General features: G+C 66.6%; 26 protein-coding genes. 18 read left to right on the top strand and 8 right to left on the bottom strand.

The window, feature by feature from the left end:
• Positions 1-5: 5 nt before the first annotated feature.
• Positions 6-1,115, top strand: a complete 1,110-nt coding sequence (locus AB4879_RS11000) for a PHB depolymerase family esterase (RefSeq protein ID WP_370507612.1) — start codon at positions 6-8, stop codon at positions 1,113-1,115.
• Here the strand turns inward: AB4879_RS11000 and AB4879_RS10995 are convergent.
• On the bottom strand, positions 1,103-1,711 hold the full coding sequence (locus AB4879_RS10995; RefSeq protein ID WP_370507611.1) for a TetR/AcrR family transcriptional regulator: 609 nt from the start codon (positions 1,709-1,711) through the stop codon (positions 1,103-1,105). The genes AB4879_RS11000 and AB4879_RS10995 overlap by 13 nt on opposite strands.
• Before the next feature lie 37 nt (positions 1,712-1,748).
• Between AB4879_RS10995 and AB4879_RS10990 the strand changes: the two genes are divergently transcribed.
• Genes AB4879_RS10990 through AB4879_RS10980 form a run of 3 tightly spaced genes read left to right on the top strand, consistent with a single transcriptional unit; the run spans position 1,749 to position 4,212 of the window.
• Complete coding sequence (locus AB4879_RS10990) at positions 1,749-2,795, top strand: phosphotransferase (RefSeq protein ID WP_370507610.1); 1,047 nt, start codon at positions 1,749-1,751, stop codon at positions 2,793-2,795.
• Entirely contained in the window at positions 2,792-3,166 is a 375-nt protein-coding gene (locus AB4879_RS10985) for a nuclear transport factor 2 family protein (RefSeq protein WP_370507609.1), read from the top strand. Before AB4879_RS10990 ends, AB4879_RS10985 begins: the two co-directional genes overlap by 4 nt.
• A complete protein-coding gene (locus AB4879_RS10980) occupies positions 3,163-4,212 on the top strand; it encodes a TIGR03857 family LLM class F420-dependent oxidoreductase (RefSeq protein ID WP_370507608.1) in 1,050 nt (349 codons plus the stop codon). The genes AB4879_RS10985 and AB4879_RS10980 overlap by 4 nt, the downstream gene beginning before the upstream one ends.
• Before the next feature lie 16 nt (positions 4,213-4,228).
• Here the strand turns inward: AB4879_RS10980 and AB4879_RS10975 are convergent, their stop codons facing one another.
• Positions 4,229-4,831, bottom strand: a complete 603-nt coding sequence (locus tag AB4879_RS10975; protein WP_102808281.1) for a TetR/AcrR family transcriptional regulator — start codon at positions 4,829-4,831, stop codon at positions 4,229-4,231.
• A gap of 109 nt (positions 4,832-4,940) precedes the next feature.
• Here AB4879_RS10975 and AB4879_RS10970 point away from each other — a divergent pair, with 109 nt between their 5' ends.
• A complete protein-coding gene (locus AB4879_RS10970; protein WP_370507607.1) occupies positions 4,941-5,654 on the top strand; it encodes an SDR family NAD(P)-dependent oxidoreductase in 714 nt (237 codons plus the stop codon).
• An 18-nt stretch (positions 5,655-5,672) separates the two neighbouring features.
• Here the strand turns inward: AB4879_RS10970 and AB4879_RS10965 are convergent, their stop codons facing one another.
• The gene (locus tag AB4879_RS10965; protein WP_370507606.1) at positions 5,673-7,172 is read right to left on the bottom strand and encodes an acyl-CoA carboxylase subunit beta; all 1,500 of its coding nucleotides are present in this window, start codon (positions 7,170-7,172) and stop codon (positions 5,673-5,675) included.
• 62 nt (positions 7,173-7,234) lie between these two features.
• Between AB4879_RS10965 and AB4879_RS10960 the strand changes: the two genes are divergently transcribed.
• From AB4879_RS10960 to AB4879_RS10950, 3 genes are all read left to right on the top strand, one after another.
• Positions 7,235-8,263 (top strand): LLM class F420-dependent oxidoreductase, encoded by a 1,029-nt coding sequence (locus AB4879_RS10960; protein ID WP_370507605.1) that lies wholly within the window; start codon positions 7,235-7,237, stop codon positions 8,261-8,263.
• Between the two features lie 97 nt (positions 8,264-8,360).
• On the top strand, positions 8,361-9,716 hold the full coding sequence (locus AB4879_RS10955) for an HNH endonuclease signature motif containing protein (protein ID WP_370507604.1): 1,356 nt from the start codon (positions 8,361-8,363) through the stop codon (positions 9,714-9,716).
• 41 nt (positions 9,717-9,757) lie between these two features.
• Entirely contained in the window at positions 9,758-10,849 is a 1,092-nt protein-coding gene (locus tag AB4879_RS10950; RefSeq protein WP_370507603.1) for an alkene reductase, read from the top strand.
• On the opposite strand, the gene AB4879_RS10945 is transcribed toward AB4879_RS10950, so the two are convergent.
• Positions 10,822-11,310 (bottom strand): DUF2834 domain-containing protein, encoded by a 489-nt coding sequence (locus AB4879_RS10945; protein ID WP_370507602.1) that lies wholly within the window; start codon positions 11,308-11,310, stop codon positions 10,822-10,824. The two genes, AB4879_RS10950 and AB4879_RS10945, sit on opposite strands and share 28 nt — an antisense overlap.
• A gap of 73 nt (positions 11,311-11,383) precedes the next feature.
• On the opposite strand from AB4879_RS10945, the gene AB4879_RS10940 reads away from it, so the two are divergent.
• On the top strand, positions 11,384-11,983 hold the full coding sequence (locus AB4879_RS10940) for a TetR/AcrR family transcriptional regulator (protein ID WP_102808809.1): 600 nt from the start codon (positions 11,384-11,386) through the stop codon (positions 11,981-11,983).
• Here the strand turns inward: AB4879_RS10940 and AB4879_RS10935 are convergent.
• On the bottom strand, positions 11,970-12,953 hold the full coding sequence (locus AB4879_RS10935) for a cation diffusion facilitator family transporter (protein ID WP_370507601.1): 984 nt from the start codon (positions 12,951-12,953) through the stop codon (positions 11,970-11,972). The genes AB4879_RS10940 and AB4879_RS10935 overlap by 14 nt on opposite strands.
• 32 nt (positions 12,954-12,985) lie before the next feature.
• Here AB4879_RS10935 and AB4879_RS10930 point away from each other — a divergent pair, with 32 nt between their 5' ends.
• Together AB4879_RS10930 and AB4879_RS10925 are read left to right on the top strand one after the other, a co-directional pair.
• Entirely contained in the window at positions 12,986-13,378 is a 393-nt protein-coding gene (locus tag AB4879_RS10930) for a nuclear transport factor 2 family protein (RefSeq protein ID WP_102808806.1), read from the top strand.
• Positions 13,379-13,428: 50 nt separating this feature from the next.
• Positions 13,429-13,842 (top strand): hypothetical protein, encoded by a 414-nt coding sequence (locus AB4879_RS10925; protein ID WP_370507902.1) that lies wholly within the window; start codon positions 13,429-13,431, stop codon positions 13,840-13,842.
• Here AB4879_RS10925 and AB4879_RS10920 read toward each other — a convergent pair.
• On the bottom strand, positions 13,725-14,078 hold the full coding sequence (locus AB4879_RS10920; RefSeq protein ID WP_370507600.1) for a UBP-type zinc finger domain-containing protein: 354 nt from the start codon (positions 14,076-14,078) through the stop codon (positions 13,725-13,727). The genes AB4879_RS10925 and AB4879_RS10920 overlap by 118 nt on opposite strands.
• Before the next feature lie 91 nt (positions 14,079-14,169).
• Between AB4879_RS10920 and AB4879_RS10915 the strand changes: the two genes are divergently transcribed.
• From AB4879_RS10915 to AB4879_RS10900, 4 genes are read left to right on the top strand one after another with little or no spacing between them, the layout of a single operon-like run.
• The gene (locus AB4879_RS10915; RefSeq protein ID WP_370507599.1) at positions 14,170-14,607 is read left to right on the top strand and encodes an SRPBCC family protein; all 438 of its coding nucleotides are present in this window, start codon (positions 14,170-14,172) and stop codon (positions 14,605-14,607) included.
• Positions 14,608-14,641: 34 nt separating this feature from the next.
• A complete protein-coding gene (locus tag AB4879_RS10910; protein WP_370507598.1) occupies positions 14,642-15,085 on the top strand; it encodes an SRPBCC family protein in 444 nt (147 codons plus the stop codon).
• A gap of 14 nt (positions 15,086-15,099) precedes the next feature.
• On the top strand, positions 15,100-16,179 hold the full coding sequence (locus AB4879_RS10905) for a CaiB/BaiF CoA transferase family protein (RefSeq protein ID WP_370507597.1): 1,080 nt from the start codon (positions 15,100-15,102) through the stop codon (positions 16,177-16,179).
• Positions 16,180-16,238: 59 nt separating this feature from the next.
• A complete protein-coding gene (locus AB4879_RS10900) occupies positions 16,239-16,691 on the top strand; it encodes an SRPBCC family protein (protein ID WP_102808802.1) in 453 nt (150 codons plus the stop codon).
• Between the two features lie 2 nt (positions 16,692-16,693).
• Here the strand turns inward: AB4879_RS10900 and AB4879_RS10895 are convergent, their stop codons facing one another.
• Positions 16,694-17,908, bottom strand: coding sequence for a pyridoxal phosphate-dependent aminotransferase (locus AB4879_RS10895; protein ID WP_370507596.1), 1,215 nt, complete (start codon positions 17,906-17,908; stop codon positions 16,694-16,696).
• Positions 17,909-18,201: 293 nt separating this feature from the next.
• On the opposite strand from AB4879_RS10895, the gene AB4879_RS10890 reads away from it, so the two are divergent.
• Positions 18,202-19,413, top strand: a complete 1,212-nt coding sequence (locus AB4879_RS10890) for an acetyl-CoA C-acetyltransferase (RefSeq protein ID WP_370507595.1) — start codon at positions 18,202-18,204, stop codon at positions 19,411-19,413.
• 9 nt (positions 19,414-19,422) lie between these two features.
• Positions 19,423-21,558 carry a 3-hydroxyacyl-CoA dehydrogenase NAD-binding domain-containing protein gene (locus tag AB4879_RS10885; RefSeq protein ID WP_370507594.1) on the top strand — a complete coding sequence of 712 codons (2,136 nt, stop codon included), beginning with the start codon at positions 19,423-19,425 and terminating at the stop codon, positions 21,556-21,558.
• Positions 21,559-21,611: 53 nt separating this feature from the next.
• On the opposite strand, the gene AB4879_RS10880 is transcribed toward AB4879_RS10885, so the two are convergent.
• Positions 21,612-22,577: a DUF3060 domain-containing protein gene (locus AB4879_RS10880; protein ID WP_370507593.1), complete on the bottom strand. Its 966-nt coding sequence runs from the start codon at positions 22,575-22,577 to the stop codon at positions 21,612-21,614.
• 85 nt (positions 22,578-22,662) lie between these two features.
• On the opposite strand from AB4879_RS10880, the gene AB4879_RS10875 reads away from it, so the two are divergent.
• Positions 22,663-24,159, top strand: a complete 1,497-nt coding sequence (locus AB4879_RS10875) for a class I adenylate-forming enzyme family protein (RefSeq protein WP_370507592.1) — start codon at positions 22,663-22,665, stop codon at positions 24,157-24,159.
• Positions 24,160-24,241 lie beyond the last annotated feature (82 nt).

The raw sequence follows: 24,241 nt of genomic DNA, 5'->3' as shown, positions 1-24,241 counted from the left end.
GCGGGATGGGGCTGAGCACCGCACACCGACTGGCGACCCAGCTGGGCGGCGTGCTACCCCGGTCGCTGGCCGCTTTGCACCGCTCGAAGGACTGGAGCCCGCTGACCGGGCGCGGTGTACGGCAGGTCGCCGAGGTCGCCCTTGATGAGCTGGTGGTCACCGGGATGACCCTGCTGTCGTCACCGCCCCGGCTGGACCGCCCGGTCGAAGACTATGCCGGGGTGGCAGCCGACTTGGTCGCCCTCGGGGTTACCGGAGTGCATAATGCGCCGGAGCCGTTGAAGGTCAACAGTATTCGGCGGGTCAGCGCCGGAGTGCTGTCCTATGAGCGAATGAGCTATGACCACGACCCGCAACTGGTCTCTGCGCTGGCGGCCGAAGGGCACGACGGTCCGGCCTGGGCCGAGGTCGTGCTGTTCCGCCACGACGACGGACCGCGGCCCTGGCTGGTGTGGGTACACGGCGCGGGCCAGGGCGGCATGTCCGACATCCTGGTCGCCAGGGTCGGGCGCATCCACCGGGAGCTGGGCTTCAATGTCGCGTTGCCCGTTCAGCCCGGACATGGGCCGCGGCGCGACCGCTGGCCGGCGTATCCCGGCACAGACCCGGTCGCGAACGTCGCGGGAATGGTCCGGGCGGTCTCGGAGGTGCGCGCGGTGATCGACTGGATCGAGCCTGACGCGACCACGATCGCCGTCTCCGGGTTGTCGCTGGGTAGCGCGGTCGCAGCCCTGGTCGCGGGGCTGGACGACCGCGTCCGCGCCGTCGCGCTCTACACGCCGATCCTCGGGCTGAACGGGATGATCGCCCGGCACCTGCACCGGTGGGGGTCGGCAGCCGATAGCGTCGGGGCCGCAATGACATCCGACATCGTGTCGGACCTCACCTCGGTGATCGATCCGCTCGCGCTCGACCCGTTACCGTCCCCGGACCGGCGATTGATCGTCGGGGCGTGGCACGACCAGATGGCCTACCGGCAGTCCGCGCTGGCGTTGCACGAACGTTGGGGCGGGCAGTTGTACTGGCATGACGGCGGACATGTCGGACATCTGTTCTCGGGTGCCGTCCGGGCGCAGACCGAGCAGTTCCTGCGCGCGCTGACTCAGGCGCCGTAGTCTCGGACGATCCGGTCGCGTGCGTGCGCCAGTTCGGCATCCAGGTCGAACCCGGACGGCAGCGCGACCCACTGAAAGGCGAGGCCGAAGAACGCGGCGGTGATATCGCTGACCGCCCGGTCCAGATCAATGTCAGGGCGAACTGAGTTGTCCCGCTGTCCTTTCCGCAGTCCGTCGGCCACGTTTGCGACACCCCCGGTCAGCTGGTCCTGGACGCGATCGCGAAGTGGTGAGGTGGTCTTCATCGCCTCGAAGGTGGACACGAACATCGCGCGCAACACGTCCCGGTCAACGGCGTATAGGTCGCGGATCCGGTCGATGTGCGCAAGCACCTGGTCCATTCCGGTCGGGTACGGCACAAGGTCCGGGTTGAGCCGGCTGACGTACTCCTGCAGGAAGTCCTCCAGGATCGCCTCCTTGCCGCCGAAGCGGGCGTGCACCATCGTGCGGCTGTATCCGGCGCGGCGGCCGATGTCGGCGGCAGTTGTTGCCTCCCAGCCTTTCTCGACGATCAGCTCGGCGGCGGCCTCCATCAGGCGGCGCCGGGACGTCTCGACTCGTTCGGGCTGCGTCAAACCACGTGCGGGGGAGGGCACCCTTGCATATTAAACACCTCGCAACTATCTTGCGAGGGTGACTTCAGCGACGGCACAGGTGCCGTCAGGCATCGACGCCGTCGACCCGGCGTGGCTCACCGAGGCATTGCACGCGACCGTGACCGACGTCGTCGCCGAACAGATCGCCCAGGACAGCGGATTCTCGTCGCTGCTGTATCGCCTGCACCTCACCGGTGAGGGCGTTCCCCGAACGGTCATCGCCAAGCTGGCGGCGCAGTCGGAGGCCCGCGGCGCGATGGAGCTGCTCGGTGGCTACCGGCGCGAACTGGCCTTCTATCGCGATATCGCGGGTCGGGCTCCGCTGGGCACGCCGCACGTTTACGCGGCGCGGATGGCCGACGACTCCGCCGATTTCGTCCTGGTGATGGAAGACCTGTTGGAGTGGGAGAACGCCGACCACCTTGCGGGATTGTCGATCGAACAGGCGAGGCTGTGCATCCAGCAGTTGGCCGGATTGCACGCATGGTCGGTCGAGCCGTCCAATACTGCTGCACTGCAGTTGTTTCCACGTTTCGACATGCCCGCCGTCCGCGATCTACTGGTGCCTGCCTTCGGTCCCGGCTGGGAGATCTACCGAACGCACTCGGCGGCACCGGTGCCGGAGTCGGTGGCCCGTTTCGCAGAGCGGTTCACCGAGCACGCCGCGACAGCGCTCGACGGCTTGACCGAGCGGTCGATGCTGCTGCACGGCGACATCCGCGCCGACAACATGTTCTTCTCGGGCAAGGAGATGAAGGTGGTGGACTTTCAGTTCGCCTGTGTCGGTGCGGGTGCGGCCGACATCGCCTACCTGGTCAGCCAGGGATTGCCCAGCGAGATCCGGCGCGGCCGCGACGAGATACTGGTGCGCGAATACCTTCAGGATCTGGGCGACATGGGCTACTCGTTCGACGAGGCGTGGCGCCACTACCGATTGGCGACGGGATTCCTGATCGTGCTGCCCGTCATCACGTTGCTCGGCTGGGATGCGTTGCCGCAGCGCTCGCGCGAGCTCTGCCTGACCCTGACCGATCGGGCGGTGGCGACGATCGCCGACATCGATGCGCTGGAGGTGTTCGGATGAGCCGCAGCGCGCGCGAGGTCGTCGAGCTGTACAACCTGGTGGTCTGGAACAACCGGGATGTCGCACTCGCTGAGGAACTGCTGGGCGACAGCGTGATTCGACACGAGGTCGGCGAGGCTGTCGTGCTCACCCACGCCGAGGCGGTCCAGCGGGTCGTCGACCACTTGGAGATGTTTGACGAGATCCGCTTCGACCTGAACCTGGTGGTGGCCGGCGACGACGGCGAGCACGTCGCGATCGTGTACCAATCGCCGATGACGCTCAAGGACGGTGGGCGGGTCGACGTGGGCAGTATGGAGATCTTCCGCGTCGTCGACGGCCGGATCACCGAAGTGTGGAATTGCGGCTACAAACAAGGAGTTTGGGCATGACTTCTGAACGTGTGCTCGACGAGCTCGGTTACTACCTGCTGGCGGGTGCCGGCGGCGAGGGTCCGGCCACGCTGATGGACGAAGCCCGCCGCGGCGAGGAGCTGGGCTTCGGCACCGGCTTCATCTCGGAGCGCTGGAACGTCAAGGAGGCCTCTTCGCTGGTGGGCGCGGCGTGCGCGGTGACCAGCCGGATGCAGATCGCCACGGCGGCAACCAATCACAACACCCGTCACCCGCTGATCACCGGATCATGGGCGACCACCATGCACCGGCTCTCGGGTGGGCGCTTCACGCTCGGGATCGGCCGCGGCATAGCGGCGCTCTACGGGGCGTTCGGCATTCCTCCGGTGACCACCGCGCAGATGGAAGACTTCGCCCAGGTGATGCGCCGGCTGTGGCACGGCGAGCTGATCTTCAACCACGACGGTCCGTTGGGGAAATACCCGGTTCTCTTCTTGGATCCGGACTTCAACGAGGACATCCGGCTGGCTCTGGTGGCGTTCGGCCCGGAGACGCTGAAGCTCGGCGGCCGGGAGTTCGATGACGTCATCCTGCACACCTACTTCACTCCGGAGACGTTGACGCGCTGCGTCAAGACCGTCAAAGACGCCGCCGAGCAGGCCGGTCGTGATCCGGCCAGCGTGCGGGTGTGGTCGTGCTTCGCCACTGTGGGCGATCACCTGCCCGAGGAGTTACGGCTCAAGAAGACCGTCGCGCGGCTGGCCACCTACCTGCAGGGCTACGGCGACCTGATGGTCACCACGAACAACTGGGATCCCGCTGTGCTGGAACGCTTCCGCGCGGACTCAGTGGTGCAGTCGGTGGGCGGCGGGATAGACCACAAGGCGACAGCCGAGCAGATCGAGCACATCGCGACGCTGATTCCCGATGAGTGGCTGGAGCCGTCGGCCACCGGCTCGGCGGAACAGTGTGTGGACCGCATCCGCAAGGAGTTCGATTACGGCGCCGACGCGGTGATCATGCACGGCGCGACGCCGGACGAGTTGGAGCCGGTGGTCGCGGCGTACCGGCAGGCGGTCAGGTAGCTGAAGTCGTTTCACCTCAGGATAATTCGGGTGCAGGCAGCGGTAATGCGGTTGCGCCCTCAGGGCGTAACCCGTCGAAGATGATCGCCAGGTAGCGCCGCCACAAGTCGGGTGGCGGATCGGAGAGCCCGTCCATCACGTGCACCGGTGCACACATCAGCAGGAAGACATCGGTCCCGGTGACATCGGGGCGGATTGCGCCGGCCGCGCGGGCATTGGCGACAAGCGTTTCGACGCCGGCGTGGACCGCGTCGCGGATCGCTATCACCCTGGCATCGCCCGCGCTGTAGGTCTGCAGATACGTCAGATCGTGTTGGCGCCGCTGGTCGGCGGCGATGGTGAGGAATTCCAGCAGGGCCGCACCGGGATCATCGGCATCCGACAACCGGTGCGCAGCGTCGGTGAGAGTGACCAGGTGCTCGCACACCAGGGACGCGATCAAGTCGTCTTTGGAGGCGAAGTGCCGAAACACCGTGCCTTTGGCCACCCCCGCGCGGCGGGCGATATCTGCGACCGAGGCCTCCACGCCGCGCTCGGCGAACACCTCCTCGGCGGCGGCCAGTAGCGATTCGCGGTTGCGCGCGGCGTCGGCACGCAGGGAGCGAGCGGGTGCGGTCACGCCCGCACGATACCAAGTTGACCGCGTGGTCATCTTGTGCTTACAGTGGCGGGGTCAAGATGACCGCCCGGTCAGCTTGTACGACACCCCGGAATGCCATGGAGGACAGATGAAATTGGCAGGCGCTACGGCATTGGTCACTGGCTCCAATCGCGGTATCGGCGTTCATTTCGCGACCCAACTCCTTGACCGTGGCGCCAAGGTGTACGCCACCGCGCGGCGACCCGAGCTCGTCGATGTCCCGGGTGTCGAGGTGCTGCGCCTGGATATCACCGACCAGAGGGCAGCGCAGGCCGCCGCCGAGCTCGCGAGTGACGTCGATATCCTGATCAACAACGCCGCCGACACCGCGGGTGGCAGCCTGGTGACGGGCGACCTGTCGGACGTCCGGCGGGTGATGGAGTCCAACTATTTCGGCACGTTGAACGTCATCCGGGCGTTCGCACCGGTTCTCGCGCGCAACGGCGGAGGGGCCATCGTGAACGTGCTGTCGGCGGCCGCGTGGCTCACCGTGGCCGGCAACACCGCGTACGCTGCGGCCAAGTCGGCCGAGTGGGGGCTCACCAACGGCGTGCGCGTCGAATTAGCCGGGCAGGGAACGCAAGTCGTCGGCCTCATGCCCGGGCTCATCGGTACCGAAACACTGTTTGACTTCGCCAGCAGCGCCGGGATCGAGTTCCCCGAAGGGGCGGTCACCGAACCGGCCGCACTCGTCGAATTGGCCCTCGACGGGTTAGCGGCCGGCGATATAGAGATCGCCGACGCGATCGGACTTCAAGCCAAGGCCACGCTGGCCGGGCCACCGCAGGCCTTCGCCCTCTAAGTGTTCAGACGGTGGAGACTAGGGCGTGATCACCGTCCGGCTGACCGGTTCGGCGACTTCCTGACGGCTGAAGATGCCGCGCTGCAGCGCGAGAATCAGCGAGTTCCGCGTCTCCTCAGGCGAGATCAGTTCATCGAATCCGAGGCTGCCCGCCGAACGGTAGGAGGCCTCGAGTTCCATGCTCTTGAGAATCTCGGTGACGTCGGAGTCGGCGTGCGAGGCGCGGCTCAACGCGGCCGCGCTCATCGCACCCATCGTCGCTCCTGGGTAGGCGAATGTCGCCACCTGATTGTCAAAGCCCAGCAGTGACATCACCATCGAGCCGAAGCCGAACGCTTTGCGTAAGGTGACATGCAGCTTCAACGTCGTCGCCGCGGTCTGTGCGGCGAACATCCTTGCCCCGCTTCGAAGTACGCCGCTGCGCTCGGACTGACTACCCGGCAGCATGCCGGGATTGTCGGCCAGGAACACGATCGGCAGGTGGAACGAGTCGGCGACCATGATGAAATGCGCGGCTTTGTCGGCGGCGTCGGAGTCGATGGACCCGGCCAGCTCGGTTGGCTGATTGGCAACGACCGCAACGGGATAGCCCCCGAGATGCGCCAACGCGCAGATGATCGCCTGGCCGAACTTCGGCTGGATCTCGAACCAGTCCGGCTCGTCGAAGACGACGTCGAGGACAGTGCGCATGTCGTAGATGTTGCGGTTGTCGCGGGAGATGATGTCGAGGAGTTCGGGAGTGGGGCGAAGGCCGGCCTCCTCGTCGTACAACCGGGTTGGAGGATACGACCAGGCACTGGACGGGAAGTAGGAGAGGTAGCGCCGGATGTCGTCGAGCACCGCTTCGTCGGTGTCGGCGACGTTGTGGATGACACCGCTGGGCAACGCGACCACCGGTCCGCCGAGATCCTCCTTCGAAATGTCCTCACCGGTCGCCTCTTTGACGACCGGCGGGCCCGCGGTGAAGATCGCGCCCTGGTCGCTCATGATCGAGAAGTCGCAGACCGGCGCCACGAGTGCGCCATGGCCCGCCGACGGACCGAGCACGGCGGAGATGGTCGGAACCTTGCCTGAGCATCGCGCCTGCGCGATCAGGTCAGTCGGGGTGCGGCCATAGTGTTCGCCGCCCGCAGCGCGGAAACCGGCCCCCTCCAACAACATCACCAGCGGAATCTTGTTGCGGAGCGCGAGTTCGGCGAGCCGGTAGCGCTTGGCATTCCCGCCGGGACCGATGCTGCCGGCCAACGTGGTGAAGTCCTCCGCGCCCACCATCACCGGCGTCCCGTCGATGCGGCCCGCGCCCGCCACCAAACCGTCCGCCGCGATCTCGCCACCGACGAGGGTGCCGAACTCCTGGAAGGTGCCGGGATCGAGGAGGTGATCGATGCGCGCCCGGGCGTCGAGCTTTCCCTTGCCGTGGTGCTTGGCCAGGCGTTCCTCACCGCCCATGGAATGCGCATGCTGACGGCGTCGACTCAGGTCGTGGAGCGTGTCCTGCCAGTCCTGCGCGTTGCTCATCGACGTGTCCTTACCGTGGCGGCGTTGACCATACTGAAGTGCTTACTGTAGCGTCTGCCGGCATGGGCGAGGTCGGCGGTCTCAAAGTCGACCGCGGCGTCATCAGCAGGCTTGCCGGGGTCGCCGAGGGCGCCCGTGAGGTCGAGCGACTCGGTTACGACGGGTGCTGGACGGCCGAGATCAGCCACGACCCGTTCCTTCCCCTGACGCTGGCGGCCGAGCACACCACCCAGATCGAATTGGGGACCTCGATCGCGGTGGCGTTCGCCCGCAATCCGATGACCGTCGCCAACATCGGGTGGGATCTGCAGGACTACTCCCACGGCCGGCTTCTGCTCGGATTGGGAACGCAGATCAAACCGCACATCGAAAAGCGGTTCGGCATGCCGTGGAGCCATCCCGTGCGACGCATGGGCGAGTTCGTCACTGCGCTGCACGAGATTTGGGCGAGCTGGCGTGACGGCACCAAGCTGAGCTTCGACGGCGAGTTCTACACCCACCGGCTCATGACGCCGATGTTCGTGCCCGAACAGCATCCGTACGGGTCGCCGAAGGTGATGATCGCCGCGGTCGGTGAGTTGATGACGCAGATGTGCGGCGAGGTGGCCGACGGTCTGATCGCGCACGCGTTCACCACCAAGCGGTATTTCGACGAGGTGACCATTCCGGCGCTGGAGCGGGGGATGGCCAACTCAGGTCGGTCGCGTAGCGACTTCCAGGTGATGGCACCGGTGTTCGTGGTGACCGGCGCGGATGAGGCCGAGATGGCCGCCGCGGCGGCGGGTTCGCGCAAGCAGATCGCCTTCTACGCCTCGACGCCTGCCTATCGGAAGGTGTTGGAGCTGCACGGGTGGGGTGATCTGCAGACCGAGTTGCACCGCCTGTCGCTGGCCGGCGAGTGGGACACGATGGCGACGCTGATCTCGGATGAGATCCTCGAGACATTCGCCGTTGTCGCGCCGTTGGATCGATTGGCTGCCGCGCTGCGGGAGCGCTGCGACGGGATCATCGACCGGGTGATGATCGGGTTGCCGTCGTCCGCGTCTGAAGACACCGTACGTGTGTTTCTTGATGAGGTGCGCGCGGGCTGAGTTCGGTTGTGGCTCTGGGGTTATCCCCAGATCTGACTTCATCCACAGATCGATTTCGACGTCTGCTTTTGTCGGTGGCCCGGGATAAAATTCCGACATGCTTTCGATCGAGGTGGGTGAGGCGCTCGACGCGATCGATGCGGCGTTGTCCACGTTGTCGAAGGTGGATGTGGCCGGGCTTTCGGTGACGGATGTGTTGGAGTTGGCCGCCCGGTGTGAGAAGGCGACCCGCCATCACGATGTGGTGCGCTACGACCTCAGTCATGAGCTGCATCGGCGTGAGGTCAGCGAGATCGGTGGTAAGCCGGGAAAGGTGCTGGCCGATTGGTTGCGGATCACGCCGGCGGAGGCCAAGCGCCGCGCCGAGGTTGTTGAGCCTCTGAGCCCGCGCACCGCGTTGAGCGGGGAGCCGCTGGCGCCGCGTCACCCCGGTACGGCGCAGGCGTGGCGCGACGGGAACCTCGATGGCGAGCATGTGCGGATCATTGCGAAGTTCCTCGGACAGTTGCCCTTTGATGTGCCCGCCGAGGTCCGTGACGGCGCCGAGCTGTTCCTGGCCGAGAAGGCGACACTGATGCGTCCGGATCAGTTGAGCCGGGTGGCGCATCGGTTGGCGTTGGAGATCAACCCGGACGGTCAGTTCTCCGATGAGGACCGAGCCCGCAAACGCTCCGCGGTGGTGGGCCGCCAACAGCCCGACGGGATGACCGAGATCCGTATCAATGCCACCCCGGAGATGATGTCCTACGTCGAGGCGGTGTTCGCTAAGTTCGCTGCCCCGGGCATGTGCAACCCGACCGATCAAACCGCGGTCACCGAGGGTGAGCCTGCCCAAGAACAGGCACAGGTGGATTCTCGTACGATCGGGCAGCGCCAGCACGATGCGTTGATGGCGATGCTGCGCGGCACCCTCGGTGATCCGAAACTCGGGCAGCACAACGGCCTACCCGTCACCGTGATCGTGTCGACCACCCTGCAGGAACTGCAGAACGCGACCGGCCACGGCATCACCGGCGGCGGCACGATGCTGCCGATCACCGACGTCATCCGGATGGCCCGGCATAGCTACCACTACCTGACGATCTTCGACGGAGTCACCGGCCAAGCCTTGTGGTTGGGCCGCACCAAACGCATCGCCTCGGCCGATCAACGAATTGTGTTGCACGCCAAAGATCGTGGATGCACCAAGCCGGGTTGCACGGTGCCCGGATATGCCACCCAAGTCCACCACGCCGCTAAAGACTGGAAACACGGCGGCGCCACCGATATCGACGAATTGGCCTTCGCCTGCCCACCGGATAATCAGCTCGTGGAAACCGGCGGCTGGACGACCCGCAAACTCCCCAACGGCGACACCGAATGGATCCCACCGCCACATCTACCGATGCTGATCGGCGGGGTCAACGACTACCACCACCCTGAACGTTTCCTGCCAGATGACGATGATCCGTGAGGCCGGGAATGAATAAGGCCGCGCGGGGCTTGTAGGCAAGCATGACGTTCACGCTGACCGACGACTCAGCCCTGCTCCAGCCGATCACCATCGGGGCGAACACCGCGCGGAATCGCCTTTTCATGGCGCCGCTGACGCGCTCACGCGCCGAGTCGGACGGCACGCCGAGCGACCTGCAGGTCGAGTACTACGCCCAGCGGGCGTCGGCCGGGCTGATCATCACCGAAGCCACCGCTGTCTCCCAGGTGGGCAACGGGGCCTACGTCAACACCCCGGGCATCTACACCGACAGCCACCAGGAGAAGTGGGCCGAGGTGGCCTCGGCCGTGCACGCGCAGGACGGGTTGATGTTCATGCAGATCTGGCATGTCGGCCGCATGGCGCACCCGGACATCAACGGCGCCGAGTCGGTGGCGCCGTCGGCGATCGCGGCGCAAATGCTCGCCCACACGCCGGGCGGCAAGAAGCCGCTGCCGGTGCCACGGGCCTTGGACACCGACGAAATCGCCGGAGTGGTCGCGCAATTCCGCGCCGCCGCCCGCCGCGCGGTCGATGCCGGTCTCGACGGCGTCGAAATCCATTCGGCCAACGGCTATCTGCTGCACCAATTCCTGGCCGATGCCACCAACACCCGCACCGATCGGTACGGCGGCACACCGGAGAACCGCGCACGGTTGACCGCGGAGGTCGTCGAGGCCGTGGCCGCCGAGATCGGCGCCGACCGGGTCGGGCTGCGCATCTCGCCCGGAAACGGAGCTGGTGACGTCAACGAAGTCGACACCGTCTCGGCCTATGAGGCTCTGCTGGAACGCATTTCGCCGCTGGGGCTGGCGTACCTGCACGTCCTGATCAACCCGGACGCGCCCGAGTTCGGAATCGTGCGGGCACTGTGGTCCGGACCGTTCGTCCTGAACACCGGCCGCGAAGTGGACACCAGCTTCTGCGAACTGGAGAACCTCGCCGATTGGGGTGCCATCAGTGCGGCCGCGGTCGGCCGGGCATACCTGGCCAACCCCGACCTCATCGAACGGCTACGCACCGGTGCCGAGCTGACCGAGCCCGACGTGGCGACGTTCTACTCCCCGGGCCCGGCCGGCTACGTCGACTACCCGACGCTGGCGCCGACTGCCTGAGCGGACTTCTCGTGCAGCCGCTGGCGTTCGACGGTGGCCAGATAGAACGCCCACGCGAACGCGAAGCTGGTGAACAGGCTGGAGACGAAGAACAGCCACGGCCGGCGGATGCCGCGCCGGTACCCGTCGACGATCGTGAACAACGGCAGCAGGATCACGTTGCCGATCGTGTAGTCCTGGCTGGCTGACGCCGCTGCGGGGTTGTCGTAGCCCAGGGTGATGAACTGCCACCAGCTGCCCGCGCCGGTGAAGACATTGCCCGAGCCGTCGGCGTACTGATGCACGAACTGGATGTTGAAGTACCAGCCCAGCGCCACCGACGCGATGCCGACCAGGTAGTACAGGATCTCGAGCGCACTGACGGCGGGACCATTAGCCGGCCGGCGGAACACCGCCGAATTGGATCCGATGATCCATGCGATGACGAGGACGGCCAGCACTGCATGAACGAGGAGCGTCATGGCTCCGTAACTGTAGTGAAGTCGGTAATCGTTTTGTCAATTTTGACAATTCTTTTTGAGGTAGGTTACCTCCGTGGTTCGCCCTGCTCAGACAGCGCGCAGCGAGCGCACGCGCGACGCCCTGCGCCGTGCCGCGCTCGTGCGTTTTCTGGCCCAGGGTGTCGAGGACACCTCCGCTGAGCAGATCGCTGACGACGCCGGAGTGTCACTGCGCACGTTCTACCGGCACTTCACGTCGAAGCACGACCTGCTGTTCGCAGACTACGACGTCGGCCTGGAGTGGTTCCGGGCGGCCTTGCAGGCCCGCTCGCCCGGGGAGTCGATCATCGAATCGGTGCAATCGGCCATCGACGCCTCGCCCTATGACCCGGAAGCCGTCGCGCAGATCGCCGCGCTGCGGGCCAGGGAACTCGACGCCGGCCGAATCGTGCGCCACACCCGGCAGGTGGAGGCCGAATTCGCCGACGCCATCGTCGACCAGCTTTCGCAGAGCGCCCCGGCCACCACTCCCGACGAGCGTCTGCGCGTCATCGTGACAGCACGGTGCATCGCCGCCGCGGTGTTCGGCGCGATGGAGCTCTGGATGGTCGGCGAGGACACATCGCTGGCCGAATTGGGCCGGTTGTGCCGCACCGCACTGGAGTCGTTGCGCAAGGGCATCATCGACGAGTGACGGTGGCGGTCAGGTCGGCAGGCTCGGCGATCGTCAACACGGCATCGACGATGTGCGGGTTGGCTTCGAGTTTGCGTTCCAGCTCGCGCAGGGTGTGCGCGATCCTCGACTCGATCTGATCCCCGACCAGGTCCACACTCGCCACCACGAAAAGCTGTCGCGGGCCGACGAATTCGAGCCGGATAAAGCGAACCGACGCCACATCGTCGAGCGCTTCGATCCGTGCGACCACGGCGTCGCGCAGCTGTGGTGTCCCCGGCTCCCCGGTCAGGAACCGGCGATTCCGGTCGATCAGCAGCACCGCCACCACGCCGAGCAACAGGCCCACCAGGATCGAGCCGACCGCATCCCAGGCCGCCACCCCGGTCAGCTGATGCAGACCGATACCGGCGCCTGCCAGCACGATGCCGATCAGCGCGGCGGTGTCCTCGGCGAACACCGCGCGCACCGTGGGATCGGACGTCTGCATGGCGTACTCGAGTACTTCGCGGTCCATCGCATGCGCATCGGTACGCAACTGTCGCACCGCCTGCGTCCACGAGATGCCCTCCATCACCAGCGCGATCCCCAGCACCACGTAGGCCACCAGGTAGTGCTCGTCGGCTGGGCGATCATCGAGCAGTTCGTTGACCCCGCGCCACACCGACACCGTCCCGCCGACCACGAACAGTCCGACCGCCGCCAGCAGCGACCAGACGTACGCCTCCCGGCCGTAGCCGAGCGGGCGCGTGCGGTCCGCGGCCCGGCCGGCGCGGCGATTGGCGATCATCAGAAACGCCTGGTTACCGGTATCCGCCCAGGAGTGCGCGGCCTCGGCCGCCATCGACGCCGACCCGGACACCACGCCCGCCAGCGTCTTGGCCACCGCGACGATCAGGTTGGCGCCGAACGCGATGGCCACCGTCTTCGTGCTCTCACCCTGCGCTGCGCCCGCCGCGTCTTCGCCCAGCAGGTTCCTCGTCGCCGTCATTCCCGCTGGTGTACCCGTGGCATGCTGACCACATGCATGCGTTCCGCGTCGCCGTCGAAGCCGGCGATTTCGATGCCCTGCCCGCTCTCTGCGCCGAGGACGTGGTCTTCCGCAGCCCGATCGCACACAAGCCCTACCAGGGCCGCGACCAGATCGGTGTCATCCTGCGGGCGGTATCGCGAGTGTTCGCCGACCTCACCTATGTGAAGGAGATCGGCGGCGAAGGCCAGGCCGACCACGCGCTGGTGTTCGTCGCCAAGGTCGGCGACCTCGAGATCAACGGCTGCGACTTCCTGCATGTCCGCGAAGACGGGCTCATCGACGAGTTCACGGTCATGCTGCGGCCGCTGAAGGCCGTCACGAAATTCGCCGAGCTGATGGCCGTGGAATTTGAAAAGGAAATGGCCGCGGCCGGATTGGCGTAACACTCGGCGTGGTTCCGCGCATCCGCCGCAGCGGCGGAGCACTATGAGGCATGGCAAGGATCGGCGACGACTCTCTGATCGTCCGCGGTGAATTGCGTCCTGACGGCACTTGGCTTTTCACCATCCGCTACACCGTGCATTTCGAGGCGGGCGAGCTCGGCGCCCGATTCGCCGACTCGGTGCAGGTGTCCGCGAACGGCGGGGCGACGCCGGTTCCGTTCGTCGCGTGTGGCCGCTCGGTGCTGCGCAAAAAACGAGTCGTCGTCGGCGACGAGGCGCTGGCCTCCCGCGACGATGTCTATGCGACCGTGTGCGTGCGGCCCCGGGGCGGGGTCGACGCGCTGACTCAGTCGGCGCGGTTACGCAGGATCTCCACCCAGTCGCTCGGAACCCGGCCGCGCGGACCCGGGGTGGTCTCCTCGGACGGCCTGCTCTCCGGCGGGGCCAGCTCCGGACCGTCGTAGTACTGGTTGGTCTGGTAGTCCCAGAACCAATCCTCGCCGGGCTCGAACGACCTGATGATCGGGTGCCCGCTCGACCGCCAGTGCGCGGCGGCGTGCCGCATCAGCGAATCGTCGCAACACCCGACGTGCCCGCAGGCGGCACAGCGCCGCAGGTGCACCCACCAGCCGCCGGCGGCATCGCATTCGACGCATCCGGTGCCACTCGGCGGAACCGACGGATCTACCGCATCAGCCATGTCTGTGAGCTTAGGGGACCCCGGCGCGAAAACAGTTGGCCCTCACGGGAGAACCCAGGTGAAAATCGCCGGCACCAACTATGGTCACGCCATGGCAGTCAAAGATTCCCGCGAAGTCGTGATCGAGGCCAGTCCCGAAGCGATCCTCGATGTCATCGCCGATGTCGAATCGACACCCAGCTGGTCGCCGCAGTATCAGAGCGCCGAGGTGCTGGAGGCCTATGACGACGGCAGGCCACACAAGGTGAAGATGAAGATCAAGGCGGCGGGTCTGACCGACGAGCAGATCGTCGAGTACACCTGGGCCGACAACGAGGTGAGCTGGACGCTGGTCAAGGCCGGCCAATTGCGTTCGCAGGACGCCAAGTACACGCTGACGCCCGACGGCGACAAGACCAAGCTGCGCTTCGAACTGTCGATCGACCTCGCGGTGCCGCTGCCCGGCTTCGTGGTCAAGCGCACCATCAAGGGCGCGATGGAGACCGCCACCGACGGCCTGCGCAAGCAGGTGCTGAAGGTCAAGGGATAGTTTCGGAATCGTTCCCGCGGTCAATGGTGCGGACATGGCCGTCACCGAAACCCGCGAGGTCACCATCGAGGCGACGCCCGAGGAGATCCTCGCTGTGCTGTTCGACCTGGAGTCGCTGCCGACATGGTCGCAGGCGCACCAGAAGGTCGAGGTGCTCGAGCGAGACGCCGAGGGGCGCCCGAGTAAGTCACGCCAGACGGTCAAGGTCGTCGGCATCAACGACGACCAGGTGCTCGATTATGCCGTCCATCCCGACGGGGTCAGTTGGACCCTGGCCAGCTCCAAACAGCAACGCGCACAAGAGGGTCGGTACACGCTGACCCCTGACGGCGAGTCGACCCGGGTTAGGTTCGAGCTGACGGTCGACCCGCTGATTCCGCTGCCCGGATTCGTGATCAAGCGCGGCGCCAAAGGTCTGATGGAGACCGCGACCGACGGACTGCGCACGCAGGTTCTGAAGTCCAAGAAGAACGGCTGAGCTACCTTTCAGTCGTGACGAATACCGGACCCCTGGCCGGGGTGAGAGTGATCGAACTCGGCGGCATCGGCCCGGGCCCGCACGCCGGCATGATCCTGGCCGACCTGGGTGCTGACGTGGTCAGAGTGCGACGCCCGGGCGGACTGACGATGCCCGCCGAGAACGTCGACCTCATGCACCGCGGCAAGCGGGTGGTGGACCTGGACGTCAAGAACCAACCTGACGCGCTGCTCGACTTGGCGGCCAAGGCCGACGTTCTTCTGGACTGCTTTCGGCCCGGCACCTGTGAGCGTCTCGGGATCGGGCCCGACGACTGCGCTTCGGTCAACCCGCGGCTGATCTTCGCCCGCATCACCGGATGGGGTCAGACCGGGCCGCTGGCGTCGACCGCCGGCCACGACATCAACTACCTGTCGCAGACCGGCGCGCTGAGCGCGATCGGCTACCGGGACCGCCCGCCGGTGGCACCGCTGAACCTCGTCGCCGACTTCGGCGGCGGCTCAATGCTGGTGCTGATCGGCATCGTCGCCGCCCTCTACGAACGGGAGAAGTCCGGCCAGGGTCAGGTGATCGACGCGGCGATGGTCGACGGGGTCAGCGTGCTGGCGCAGATGATGTGGACGATGAAGGCGACCGGGTCACTGGCGGACCAGCGCGAGTCCTTCCTGCTCGACGGCGGAGCACCGTTTTACCGCACCTACGAGACCTCCGACGGCGGGTACATGGCGGTTGGGTCGATCGAGCCCCAATTCTTCGCGCAATTGCTGGCCGGGCTCGGGTTGCCGGCGCAGGAGGTGCCCGGCCAATTCGAGCGGGACCGCTACCCCGAGATGCGGGAGCTCTTCGCGACGACCTTCGCCGGAAAGACCCGAGCGGAGTGGACCACGATCTTCGCCGGCACCGACGCGTGCGTCACGCCGGTGCTGAGCTGGACCGAGGCCGCGTGCAACGAGCATCTTCTTGCGCGCCGCACCGTTATTAACGTCGATGGCACCGAGCAGGCAGCTCCGGCGCCGCGGTTCTCCCGCAGTGCCGCCGGGCCGGTGGGGCAACCGCCGCAAACCACCACATCGCTGGCCGACATAGATTGGTAATGGTTCAACTGGGCGAAAGCCGACACAGCGGGCTCGTCGAGTAACTAAGTTTGCTGATTGTGGCGGTACGGGCATCGCGCGAGATCGTGATCGACGCCCCGCCGGAGGCCATCCTCGATGCCATCGCCGATATCGAGGCGGCGCCGACGTGGTCGTCGGTGCACAAGCACGTCCATGTCGTGGATCGCTATCCCGACGGACGGCCGCGGCGGGTCGAGGTCACCGTCAAAGTGCTCGGGATCATCGACCACGAAGTCGTCGAATACCACTGGGGACGGGACTGGGTGGTCTGGGACGCCGACCGGACCGCGCAGCAGCATGCCCAGCACGGCGAATACACCCTGCGTCCCGAGGGCGAGGCGACCCGGGTCCGGTTCGATCTCACCCTGGAACCGTCCACACCGTTGCCGCACTTCCTGGTGAAGCGCGCGAAGAAGGCGGTGCTGATCGCCGCGACCGAAGGCCTGCGCGGCTTCGTGCTCAGCGGCAAGGGTTCGCTGCAACGCGAGTAGAGCTAGGAGAGGTCGCGGCCGCCCGCTAGTGCGCCGAGCCGGCGGATCGCCTCGTCGAGGGTGTCGTCGCGTTTACAGAAAGCGAAGCGCACCAAGTGATTCCACTCGCCGATGTGGGGAGAGTGCGGATCGCAGAACGCCGACATCGGGATCGCCGCGACCCCGGCTTTGGTCGGCAACTCGGCGCAGAACTGGGTGCTGTCGGAATATCCCAGCGGCCGCGGGTCGGCGCACAGAAAGTAGGTACCCGCACTGTCGTGCACGCCGAAGCCCAATTCGGTCAACGCCGTCGACAGTCGATCCCGCTTGGCTTGCAACGAATCTCGCAGAGCACTCACCCAGGCCTCTTCGAAATTCAGCGCATAGGCCACCGCAGGCTGGAACGGTGCGCCGCCCACATAACTCAGATACTGCTTGGCCGCCCGCACCCCGGCAATCAGATCCGACCTGCCGCACACCCAGCCGATCTTCCAGCCGGTGCAGTTGAACATCTTGGCGGCACTGGAGATCGTCAGCGTGCGCTCGGCCATCCCGGGGTAGGCCGCCAGCGGCAGGTGCCGCTTGTCGTCGAAGACCAGATGCTCGTAGACCTCATCGGTGATCACCAACAGGTCGGCGTCGACAGCGAGTGCCGCCAGCGCCCGCAGGTCGCGGTCCGCGAGCACCATGCCGGTGGGGTTGTGCGGGGAGTTCACGATCAGCGCCCGGGTGTTCGGCGTGACCGCGGCACGCAGGGCGTCGACGTCGAGGGCGAAGCCGCGGCCGTCGGGCACCAGCGGCACCGGCACCCGACGGCTGCCGGCCATCGCGATGACAGGGGAGTAGGAGTCGTAGAACGGCTCGATCAACAGCACATCGGAGCCCGGTTCGACCAGACCGAGGATGGCGGCCGCGATCGCCTCGGTGGCGCCGACGGTGACCAGCACCTCGGTCTCCGGGTCGTAGTCGACGTCGTAGCGCCGCTTGCGCTGGGCGGCGATCGCCTCGCGCAGCGGGGCGATGCCCATTCCGGGCGGGTATTGATTGACACCCTCTTCGATCGCCTTCTGCGCGGCCGCCAGCATTGCGGCCGGCCCGTCCTCGTCCGGGAAGCCCTGGCCGAGGTTCACCGCGCCGATCCGGGCGGCCAGCGCCGACATCTCGGCGAAGATCGTCACCGCGTACGGCTGCAACCTCGAGACCGTCGTCGGCCGGCCGGCGACATGGGGACCCGTCATGGTGCGGAGCTTAGTCGGAGGCCCGGTATAAGCGGTTTCGTCAATTTCGATCGGCCGAGGCCCAGATCCAGGTGGTCGCCGAACAGATCCCCTCGGAGATGAACCCCGGGATGATGTTCTAGAAACCCGACATCGCCGGGATCTCCGGCGGTGACCTGTCAACCCCGTTCCCGGCCTGGCCTGAGCGACTGCCCAACCATCCGGTTGGGCGGCCTTGGTAGGCTTCGCGTGCAGAGGACGACTGTCGAACGATCGTCACGCCCAATTCCGAACAGGACCTGGAGAAAACACACATGTCCGAAGAAGCCTTCATCTACGAGGCCATCCGAACCCCGCGCGGTAAGCAGCGCGGCGGATCGCTCAACGAAGTCAAGCCGCTGAACCTCGTGGTCGGGTTGATCGAGGAACTGCGCTCGCGCTTCCCCGACCTCGACGAGAACCTGATCAGCGACGTCATCCTGGGCTGCGTCTCCCCGGTCGGCGACCAGGGCGCCGACATCGCCCGCACCGCGGTGATCGCGGCCGGCATGCCCGACACCGTCGGCGGCGTCCAGCTGAACCGCTTCTGCGCGTCCGGCCTCGAAGCCGTGAACACCGCAGCGCAGAAGGTGCGCTCCGGCTGGGACGACCTGGTGCTCGCCGGTGGCGTCGAGTCGATGAGCCGCGTCCCGATGGGCTCCGACGGCGGTGCGATGTTCACCGACCCCGCCACCGTGTTCGACAACTACATCGTGCCGCAGGGCATCGGCGCCGACCTGATCGCCACGATCGAGGGCTTCTCCCGCGAGGACGTCGACGCCTACGCCGCACAGTCCCAGGAGCGCGCCGCCGCGGCGTGGTCGGGCGGCTACTTCGCCAAGTCCGTGGTCCCGGTCAAGGACCAGAACGGTCTGCTGATCCTCGACCATGACGAGCACATGCGCCCCGGCACCACCGTGGAGAGCCTGGGCAAGCTCAAGTCCGCCTTCGAGGGACTGGCCGCGATGGCCGGTTTCGACGACGTGGCGCTGCAGAAGTACCACTGGGTCGAGAAGATCAACCACGTCCACACCGGCGGCAACAGCTCCGGCATCGTCGACGGCGCCGCACTGGTGCTCGTCGGTAGCGAAGCCGCAGGCAAGTCTCAGGGCCTGACCCCGCGGGCGCGCATCGTGGCCACCGCCACCAGCGGCGCGGACGCGACGATCATGCTGACCGGCCCCACCCCGGCCACCCGCAAGGCGCTCGACCGGGCCGGCCTGACCGTCGACGACATCGATCTGTTCGAGCTCAACGAGGCCTTCGCGTCGGTGGTGCTGAAGTTCCAGAAGGACCTGAACATCCCGAGCGAGAAGCTCAACGTCAACGGCGGCGCGATCGCGATGGGCCACCCGCTGGGTGCCACCGGCGCCATGATCACCGGCACCATGGTCGACGAGCTCGAGCGCCGTGGCGCCAAGCGCGCGCTCATCACGCTGTGCATCGGCGGCGGCATGGGTGTCGCCACCATCATCGAGAGGGTTTAAGGAAAAGTCATGGCAGAGAACACGATTGCGTGGGACAAGGATGCCGACGGCATCGTCACGCTGACGATGGACGACCCGACCGGTTCGGCCAACGTGATGAACGAGCACTACAAGGAGTCCATGCACAAGGCTGTCGAACGTCTTGTTGCAGAAAAGGATTCGGTCACCGGCGTGGTGATCACCAGCGGCAAGAAGACCTTCTTCGCCGGTGGTGACCTCAAGAGCATGATCACCGCCGGTCCGGAGAACGCCGGTGAGATCTTCGCCGAGGTCGAGGACATCAAGCGCGACCTGCGCGCCCTGGAGACCCTGGGCAAGCCGGTCGTCGCCGCGATCAACGGCGCCGCCCTCGGCGGTGGCCTGGAGATCGCCCTGGCCTGTCACCACCGCATCGTCGCCGACGTGAAGGGTGTTCAGATCGGCCTGCCCGAGGTCACCCTCGGCCTGCTGCCCGGCGGCGGCGGCGTCACCCGCGTGACCCGCATGCTCGGTATCCAGAACGGCTTCGTCAACGTGCTGTCCCAGGGCACCCGGTTCAAGCCGGCCGCCGCCAAGGACAACGGCCTGGTCGACGAACTCGTCTCCAGTGTCGAGGAATTGGTGCCCGCCGCCAAGGCTTGGATCAAGGCCAACCCCGAGGCGCACACCCAGCCGTGGGATGCCAAGGGCTACAAGATGCCTGGCGGCACCCCGGCCAGCCCGGCGCTGGCGGCGATCCTGCCGTCGTTCCCTTCACTGTTGCGCAAGCAGCTCAAGGGCGCACCGATGCCCGCTCCGCGGGCCATCCTGTCCGCCGCGGTCGAGGGCGCGCAGGTGGACTTCGACACCGCCAGCCGCATCGAAAGCCGGTACTTCACCGAGCTGGTCACCGGGCCGATCGCGAAGAACATGATTCAGGCGTTCTTCTTCGACCTGCAGGCCATCAACTCCGGTGGGTCGCGGCCCGAGGGCATCGGCAAGACCCCGATCACCAAGATCGGCGTGCTCGGTGCGGGCATGATGGGTGCGGGCATCGCCTACGTGTCGGCCAAGGCGGGCTTCGATGTGGTGCTCAAGGACGTCACCATCGAGGCGGCCCAGAAGGGCAAGGGCTACTCCGAGAAGTTGGAGGCCAAGGCTCTCGAGCGCGGCAAGACCACCCAGGAACGGTCCGACGCCCTGCTGGGCCGGATCACCCCGACGGCCGATCCCGCCGACTTCAAGGGCGTCGACTTCGTCATCGAGGCGGTGTTCGAGAACCAGGAACTCAAGCACAAGGTGTTCCAGGAGATCGAGGACATCGTCGAGCCCAACGCGATCCTCGGTTCCAACACCTCCACGATGCCGATCACCGGTCTTGCCGCCGGGGTGAAGCGCCAGGAGGACTTCATCGGGATCCACTTCTTCTCGCCGGTCGACAAGATGCCGCTCGTGGAGATCATCAAGGGCGAGAAGACATCTGACGAGGCGCTGGCCCGGGTGTTCGACTACACGCTGGCGATCGGCAAGACCCCGATCGTGGTCAACGACAGCCGCGGCTTCTACACCAGCCGGGTCATCGGCACCTTCGTCAACGAAGCGCTGGCGATGCTCGGCGAGGGCGTCGAGCCGGCGTCGATCGAGCACGCGGGCACCCAGGCCGGCTACCCGGCCCCGCCGCTGCAGCTGTCCGACGAGCTCAATCTCGAGCTCATGCACAAGATCGCAGTCGCTTCGCGCAAGGGCATCGAAGAAGCCGGTGGCACCTATGAGGCGCACCCGGCCGAGGCCGTGGTCGAGAAGATGATCGAACTCGGCCGTCCCTCAAGGCTTTCCGGTGCCGGCTTCTACGAGTACGTCGACGGCAAGCGCACTCAGCTGTGGCCGGGGCTGCGGGAGACCTTCTCCTCGGGCACCTCGACCCCGCCGCTGCAGGACATGATCGACCGGATGCTGTTCGCCGAGGCGCTGGAAACCCAGAAGTGCTTCGACGAAGGCGTGATCACGACGACGGCCGACGCCAACATCGGCTCGATCATGGGCATCGGCTTCCCGCCGTGGACCGGTGGCGCCGCGCAGCTGATCGTCGGCTATCCGCACGGCGGTAAGGCCGGGTTCGTGGCGCGCGCCAAGGAACTGGCGGAGAAGTACGGCGAGCGGTTCAACCCGCCGGCGTCGCTGCTCTAAATCGTCCAGTACGCGAGGGCCCGGAGAGACCAAGTCTCGCCGGGCCTTTCGCGTCAACTCTTGTGGATCACCTGGTTGGAGTCGTCAAAGTTGGTGATCGCAGGCGAGCCGCTCCGATAGGTGACGACGTTGTGCGCACCCGAGACCCGGACGCCGTCCGTGGTCTCGAGCGTGACCACGTTGTCGTCGCCGGAGACCCGTACCTTTCGGCAATGACCGGTAACGGTGACCGCATTATCGTTGCCAACGATGTCTATATCACCGCCGGCGCAGGCGTAGGTGCCCATCTGGTCGTTGCCGACGAGGTCGACCCCGTGATCGGTGGTTGCGCTGGGCGCCGAGTCACTGTGCTGCCTTGCTGTCACCGCAACTAAGCCCGCCAGCGCCAGCCAACCGGTCATCACCAGTATCCAGGCGATCATGCCGACGACCAGCCGGGGCCGCAGCCGCCCGACCCAGTTGCCGGACTCGTTGGGGTCCAGATCGTAGGCGAATGACGTGACGCATAACGCCCTGCTCGGCTTACGCGGATCGGCCAGCACCACGCCGTCGGTGTATTCGCGGCCACGCACCACGATGTCGCCGTCATAGTCGCCAAGTCGATAACTGACTTTCGTCTTGGTGCTCGGCCCGCTATAGCGAGGGCGCCGCACAGTCCAGCCGCAGGCGATGGGCAGGTAGGCGTTGTACCACGTTGTTCCGCTGTAATACGTTCCGCGCGTGAGAGTTTCAGCGCCGGTGACGGTAGCGACCTCACCCCACTTCAGCAGAGCGAGCCGCTGCGACGTTCCGTACAACTGGAAGGCGTAGATCACCATCAGTGCAGCCACCGCGGTGATCGAAAAGGCCAGCGGCGCAGCGGCCCACAGCGCGATCAATGCGACCGCGATCATGAACATGCCCCAGAGGTACCACCAGCGGAACGGCAAAAGCTCTGCCAGTACGAAGCTCGCAGGCACCCGACGCGGGGCCGCGGCAAGCCGGTCGATGCGGTAACCGGGGTAGTCGGAGGGCGGCACGGGCAGATCGTGGCATACCTGTGGAGCGGCTGTGTGTCGTTCAGCTGGGGGTCTCCTGTGAACCCCGTCGGTTAGCGTGGGGCGCGTGAGCGAGAGCGCCGCAACGATCAGCAGCAGGCTGGCCACCAGCCTGGCCGGCTACGGCGGCGCGCCGTGCATCGAGTTCAACGGCCGCTGGTACACCGGTGACGAGATCGCCGCATATGCCTGTGCCATCGACGATGCGCTGCGACTGGCCGGTGTCGCCGACGGCGCGACCGTGGCGGTGGTGGCCCGCAACCGTCCACCGCATGCGGCAGCCGTGATCGGACTGCTCGGCGGCGGCCGGTGGGTGCCGATGATCTATTCGTTCCAGTCGCCCGAGGCGATCGGGCGGGACATCGAACAGCTGGAGCCGGCCGCGGTGGTCGCCGACCGGGAGGACTGGACCGAGCCGGTGATCGCCGCCGCCCGGCGCGCAGGCACCGCCGGCATCGCGGTGTCGCTGACACCGCCCACTGTGGAACTCGTGGCCGGAATCGACCGGGTTTCGGCGCGGCTGAACTCCGCCGGCCGGGACGGCTCGACCGGTCTGCAGGTGCTCACCAGCGGCACCACCGGGCCGCCCAAGCGGCACCCGATTCCGGCGTCGGTGCTGGAACACACCGTTTCCAGTGTGGCGATCACCGGCGCCTCCGCCGACGAGCCACCCGAGCTGATGTACTGGCCGCTCGGCGGCATCGGCGGGGTGTGCCAGCTGATCACCGGGGCCTACCTCGGCAAGCGGATCGCCCTGCTGGAGAAGTTCAGGGTCGCCGACTGGGTGCGGGTGGTGAAGACCTACGGCATCCGGCGATGCGGTCTGCAGCCGGCCGCGGTTCGCATGCTGCTGGACGCCGACCTGCCGAGCGAGGACCTGGTCTCGCTCGACTACGTGATCAGCGCCGCAGGGCCGCTGGACCCCGAAACCCGTGACGCGTTCGAGCAGCGGTACGGCGTTCCCGTCCTGTTGGCTTATGGCGCAACCGAATTCGCCGGCTCGGTGTGTACCTGGACGCCGGATCTCTATCGGGAGTTCGGTGCTGCCAAGCGCGCAAGCTCAGGTCGGGTGATGCCCAACACCGAGGTCCGCATCATCGACCCGACCGGCGACAGCGAGGTGCCGACCGGCCAGCAGGGTGTTCTGGAGGCCAGGATCGCATCGATCAGTCCGGACTGGATCCGCACCAACGACCTCGCCTCCATCGATGCCGACGGGTTCATCACCCTGCACGGCCGCGCCGACGGGGCGATCAATCGCGGCGGGTTCAAGGTCCTGCCGGAGACCGTTCGCCGCGTCTTGGTGGGTCACCCGTCGGTGCGCGACGCCGCCGTCGTCGGCGTGCCCGATCCCCGGCTCGGCGAGGTGCCGTTCGCGGCGGTGGAGGCGGTTCCCGGCGCCCCGGCACCCGACCCTGCCGACCTCGTGGCCTTGGTCCGCGATGCGCTGCCCAAGCATCATGTGCCCGTCGAGGTGGTTGTCGTCGCCGAACTTCCGCGCAACCAGTCGCTCAAAGTTTCGCTTCGTGACATAGCCGCGATGTACTCCGGCGGTGCGGGGTAGGCGGGGGCCGAACCGCGGCATTGCCAGCACGCACGACAGTGCGCCGACACCCGGGCGGTGGCCGGTTCACGCCGCCGGCGGC

The sequence above is a fragment of the Mycobacterium sp. SA01 genome (assembly GCF_041287105.1).
Taxonomy (GTDB): Bacteria; Actinomycetota; Actinomycetes; order Mycobacteriales; family Mycobacteriaceae; genus Mycobacterium.
The sequence above is the reverse complement of the archived record's forward strand: the minus strand, read 5'-3'. Positions and strand labels throughout refer to the sequence as shown.

What these genes read in the sequence shown, in the direction of transcription:
- AB4879_RS10955 (WP_370507604.1), top strand. Translation starts at nt 8,361, where the DNA reads ATGCTTTCGATCGAGGTGGGTGAGGCGCTCGACGCGATCGATGCGGCG.
- AB4879_RS10970 (WP_370507607.1), top strand. Translation starts at nt 4,941, where the DNA reads ATGAAATTGGCAGGCGCTACGGCATTGGTCACTGGCTCCAATCGCGGT.
- AB4879_RS10945 (WP_370507602.1), bottom strand. Translation starts at nt 11,310, where the DNA reads ATGACGCTCCTCGTTCATGCAGTGCTGGCCGTCCTCGTCATCGCATGG.
- AB4879_RS10985 (WP_370507609.1), top strand. Translation starts at nt 2,792, where the DNA reads ATGAGCCGCAGCGCGCGCGAGGTCGTCGAGCTGTACAACCTGGTGGTC.
- AB4879_RS10930 (WP_102808806.1), top strand. Translation starts at nt 12,986, where the DNA reads ATGCATGCGTTCCGCGTCGCCGTCGAAGCCGGCGATTTCGATGCCCTG.
- AB4879_RS10965 (WP_370507606.1), bottom strand. Translation starts at nt 7,172, where the DNA reads ATGAGCAACGCGCAGGACTGGCAGGACACGCTCCACGACCTGAGTCGA.
- AB4879_RS11000 (WP_370507612.1), top strand. Translation starts at nt 6, where the DNA reads ATGGGGCTGAGCACCGCACACCGACTGGCGACCCAGCTGGGCGGCGTG.
- AB4879_RS10885 (WP_370507594.1), top strand. Translation starts at nt 19,423, where the DNA reads ATGGCAGAGAACACGATTGCGTGGGACAAGGATGCCGACGGCATCGTC.
- AB4879_RS10925 (WP_370507902.1), top strand. Translation starts at nt 13,429, where the DNA reads ATGGCAAGGATCGGCGACGACTCTCTGATCGTCCGCGGTGAATTGCGT.
- AB4879_RS10960 (WP_370507605.1), top strand. Translation starts at nt 7,235, where the DNA reads ATGGGCGAGGTCGGCGGTCTCAAAGTCGACCGCGGCGTCATCAGCAGG.
- AB4879_RS10950 (WP_370507603.1), top strand. Translation starts at nt 9,758, where the DNA reads ATGACGTTCACGCTGACCGACGACTCAGCCCTGCTCCAGCCGATCACC.
- AB4879_RS10980 (WP_370507608.1), top strand. Translation starts at nt 3,163, where the DNA reads ATGACTTCTGAACGTGTGCTCGACGAGCTCGGTTACTACCTGCTGGCG.
- AB4879_RS10935 (WP_370507601.1), bottom strand. Translation starts at nt 12,953, where the DNA reads ATGACGGCGACGAGGAACCTGCTGGGCGAAGACGCGGCGGGCGCAGCG.
- AB4879_RS10915 (WP_370507599.1), top strand. Translation starts at nt 14,170, where the DNA reads ATGGCAGTCAAAGATTCCCGCGAAGTCGTGATCGAGGCCAGTCCCGAA.
- AB4879_RS10895 (WP_370507596.1), bottom strand. Translation starts at nt 17,908, where the DNA reads ATGACGGGTCCCCATGTCGCCGGCCGGCCGACGACGGTCTCGAGGTTG.
- AB4879_RS10890 (WP_370507595.1), top strand. Translation starts at nt 18,202, where the DNA reads ATGTCCGAAGAAGCCTTCATCTACGAGGCCATCCGAACCCCGCGCGGT.
- AB4879_RS10920 (WP_370507600.1), bottom strand. Translation starts at nt 14,078, where the DNA reads ATGGCTGATGCGGTAGATCCGTCGGTTCCGCCGAGTGGCACCGGATGC.
- AB4879_RS10910 (WP_370507598.1), top strand. Translation starts at nt 14,642, where the DNA reads ATGGCCGTCACCGAAACCCGCGAGGTCACCATCGAGGCGACGCCCGAG.